Genomic DNA, 3,945 nt, shown 5'->3' with positions numbered 1-3,945 from the left:
ATTTTACAGTTGGAACACCGATATACAACCATTATAGAGGATTAATACACTCTCATACTAGTGCAAGTGATGGCCATGGTAGTTATAATGATGCATATTATTTGGCTAGAGATAAAGCTAAATTAGACTTTTTTGCTATCACAGAACATTCTAATTTGCTTGATAATCATTTAGACTGTACTATTAATGATGCTTCACCTAGCTTAAAGTGGAATGATTTAATAAAGTCTAGAGATTTATTTAATGTCAAAGATAAGTTTATAGCCCTTAATGGATTTGAAATGACATATCCATTTAAAGTTAAAAATCCTATTGGTCATATAAATGTATTTAATTCTAATGGCTTTGTATCTTCCGAACTTCCTAATATGAGCTTAGAAAAATTTTATGACTTATTGTATGAACAAGATGATTTAATTGGTCAATTTAATCATCCTGGTAAAAAATTCGGTACATTTAATGATTTTAAATACTCTGATCATGGAGATTATGTTATGTCTCTTATTGAAGTTGGAAATGGATATAGTAAGGATATGTCTAAAAATATAAGATCTCATGATATGTATCAATTGGCATTAGATAACGGATGGCATCTTGCTCCTACTTGCAATCAAGATAATCATAGAGTTGATTTTGGTATTGCAAATGAATTTCGAACTGTAATTTTAGCTACAGACTTAAACAAGGATGCTTTATATGATTCTCTTAGAAATATGAGGGTATATGCTACAGAGGATAAAAATATAAAAATTGATTATAGTATAAATAATTTACCTATGGGTTCTACGATAAAAAATACATCAAAACTAAACTTCAATATAAGTGCAATAGACTCTGATGAAAATGATAAAATAGATGAAATTCAAGTTATATCTAATAATGGTGAAATAATAAAAAGTAAAACTTTTAATTCTAATTTAGCTAAATTAGAATTTACTTTAAAGTCAAATAAAAATAAATTTTATTATATAAAAGTTATACAAAATAATGATAAAATATCAGTTACCTCTCCTATATGGATTGAGTAAAAAATAAACTGATGAGTAAATTGCTCATCAGTTTATTTTATATTTAGATATGCATAGCTTGTATCTTTAACTATGCCTTCACTTTTAAAATCAATTCTATTTTTAAATAAAGGTCCATCTACGACAAAAGTATGATACTCTCCATTTTCTCCACAAGCATCTGCACCTGTTGACTTTATATCATCTATAATTTTTCTATTAAGTTCTTTACCTAAAAATTCTTCACTCATATATTTTAGATTTACTTTATTTATTATAGTTTTAAATCCTCTATCTATAAATTCATAAACTAAATCTTCTCTATTTTGCTGCCATAAAGGAAGTTTTGCTTTTATCCTAGCATTATTACATCTATCTACATCCCACTTTTTATGTAACTCTATATCTATATCTCCAAAAACACACATCGTAGCTCCCATATCTTTCGCTTTAATCAAAGCTTCTTCAAATTTTCTTTCATACTCGTTGACATCACATTCAACTAACAAAAGTGGTATATCTAAACTTTTACTAATTCTATATAAAATTTCGTTATCTAGACCATGTGTCCAAGATTTCTCTTGATTCTTTTTTACTGTAGTTAAAAGAGCAACTGGCTCATGACCTTCGTGTATCATTCTGTATAATGCTAATATACTATCTTTACCTCCACTAAATGACATTATAAATTTTTCTTTAGTCAATTTTTCTGTCCCCCTATACTGTTATTATATTTTATTTATTAACTTAATATAAAGAATGTTCCTATAAACAATAAAATAGCTCCTATATAATTATATAAATGCATAGCTTCTTTGTATATATGTGAATCTATAAAAAATCCTACTATCATTTGTGATACTACTATTAATGTAAGTGTTTTTGATACACCTAAATTAGGTACAGACTTTACAGTAAAATAAATTACAAGTCCTCCTAAAACTCCACCTAAAAGTAATTTAGGGTTTATATCATTAAAGCTTGCTAATGTTTTTAAATTTCCAGTTAAACATATATTTATAAAGAAAAATATAGTTCCTACAACTAAGCTTATAAATGTTGCTACTAATGCAGTTGTATTTTTTCCAAGTTCTCCATTTATAAAAGCTTCTAACGATGTTGAAACCCCAGCTAATGTTGCAAATATTATCGCAAATATATTTTTCATTCTCTCCCTCCAAACTTATAAATTAATAAATTTTATGATACAAGCTATTTATTAATTCCTAAATTTGAAGTTTATAAAAATATAACTGTATTTTTTATTAATATAAAATTATCATAGTATCTTAGTCTGTTCAATGGTTTTATCTATATACACTTGTATCTATATGCTTTTCATAAACCTTATTTCCATCTTTATCATATCCATAAAGATAAGTATTTGCAACATTTCCACTAACATAACTTACTGGTTTATAATCTATTCCCTTGAATGCATCTTCATTTGACCAAATTTCTATAGTTAGTTTTCCATTTATAGCTTTCGTATTTATTACAAGTGGATATTCATATGTATTTTTGAATTTGTAATCTATACTTCCACTAGCTAACGTTGCATCTAATCCCCTTGGAACATAGCCTACAGCCTTTGAGTGATTTCTTCTTTCTGTAGGTAGTATACCTGCATTAAGTTGAGTATTGTAAAGTGTTGATGAAACTTGACAAACACCACCACCTATACCATCAACAAGTTTACCATTACTTATAACTGGTGCATATTTGTATCCATTAGATGCAATTACTGGTCCAACAGCATTTTCATAAGAAAATTCTTCTCCTGGCATTAAAAGTAAATCATCTATTTTGTTAGCTGCATTTTCTACATTACCTCCTCTAGAATTACCACTTCCATATGTAGTTGTATATGTAGATACCTTATGATTTATTAGTTTTAAATCATCCATTGATATTTTAGGGCTATCTTTTATAAGTTTTGCATTTATTATTATATTCTCTTTAAGTAAATTTCTTGAGTTTATGCTTTCTTTTATATCATTATATAAAGCTTCTTCATCAAGTTTAGATCCATCTTCTCCATCTTTATAAGATATTTTATCATCATTTATTATTACTTTTGGTTCAATACATTCTATATTAATATCTTGCGCTATTTCATCTTTAAGGTCATTAAAATATTTTTCATCTATTTCTACATATAAATTATAATTTGTATTTTTTTTACTTGCTATAGATATAAACTTTGAAAGTATATTTTTTTCATTCTGATTCTTTATTATATTTTTATATAATTTTTCATTATTATATTTTGATACTAAATTCTTAATTTGTATATTATACCTTTTATTATTTATATTTATTTGAACTTTCTTATCTTCTATATCTTTTTCAATTTTATTAAGTTTACTTAAAAGTTCTTCTTTTTCTAAATTAGATATATCCTGTTCATAAACTAACGTGCCTGGAAAGATTTTATTTTCATATTTAGATACAGTTTTTCCAATATATATTGCTAACAATAGTACTATTACACTTCCAATTAATATAATATTTCTTGTTTTCTTTGTTAATTTAAATTTGTTTTTTATTTTATTTTTATCTATTCTATCTTCATTGATATCGATGTCTTCTTTCTCTATTAAATCTTCATCACTTTCAAATTCTATATTTTCTAGTTTTGATTTATTAAATTCTATAGGCTTATCAATACTTATATTTAATATCTGATTTTCTTTATCTATTTCATTATTATCTCCATTTGATGTTTCACTTTCTTTTTCTATGTCTTTATCTATTAAATCATTTTTTTCATTAGTTTCAGTGTTTTTTTCTTCATTAGAATCATCTTTATAACCTTTGATTTCTTTATCCATATATACCCTCCCCCATTTAATAACTTATACTTATAAAGATTATTAAATAAGTATCTCCTGTATTCATAAATAATGTTACAGTGTTGAAACCTTATTAATGGGTA

The 3,945-nt window shown here is 25.4% G+C and carries 4 protein-coding genes; 1 reads left to right on the top strand and 3 read right to left on the bottom strand.

Annotated features, from left to right (window positions below; all coding sequences use genetic code 11):
• On the top strand, positions 1–1,028 hold a 1,028-nt coding region (locus Q5F54_RS11545), incomplete at its 5' end, for a CehA/McbA family metallohydrolase (protein WP_302334466.1).
• 32 nt (positions 1,029–1,060) lie between these two features.
• Here the strand turns inward: Q5F54_RS11545 and Q5F54_RS11540 are convergent.
• The 3 genes from Q5F54_RS11540 to Q5F54_RS11530 form a co-directional block, all read right to left on the bottom strand.
• The gene (locus tag Q5F54_RS11540; RefSeq protein WP_281537588.1) at positions 1,061–1,711 is read right to left on the bottom strand and encodes a diphthine--ammonia ligase; all 651 of its coding nucleotides are present in this window, start codon (positions 1,709–1,711) and stop codon (positions 1,061–1,063) included.
• 38 nt (positions 1,712–1,749) lie between these two features.
• On the bottom strand, positions 1,750–2,175 hold the full coding sequence (locus Q5F54_RS11535; protein WP_277232926.1) for a DMT family transporter: 426 nt from the start codon (positions 2,173–2,175) through the stop codon (positions 1,750–1,752).
• A gap of 139 nt (positions 2,176–2,314) precedes the next feature.
• On the bottom strand, positions 2,315–3,841 hold the full coding sequence (locus tag Q5F54_RS11530) for a VanW family protein (protein ID WP_302334465.1): 1,527 nt from the start codon (positions 3,839–3,841) through the stop codon (positions 2,315–2,317).
• Positions 3,842–3,945 lie beyond the last annotated feature (104 nt).

It is taken from the genome of uncultured Romboutsia sp., from assembly GCF_958366745.1.
Lineage (GTDB): Bacteria > Bacillota > Clostridia > Peptostreptococcales > Peptostreptococcaceae > Romboutsia > Romboutsia timonensis.
Note: the sequence above shows the minus strand (reverse complement) of the source record. Positions and strands in the feature narration are given on the sequence as shown.

Bases quoted from the DNA above. Each gene is read 5' to 3' on its own strand.
- Q5F54_RS11535 (WP_277232926.1), bottom strand. From the start codon at position 2,175: ATGAAAAATATATTTGCGATAATATTTGCAACATTAGCTGGGGTTTCA.
- Q5F54_RS11530 (WP_302334465.1), bottom strand. From the start codon at position 3,841: ATGGATAAAGAAATCAAAGGTTATAAAGATGATTCTAATGAAGAAAAA.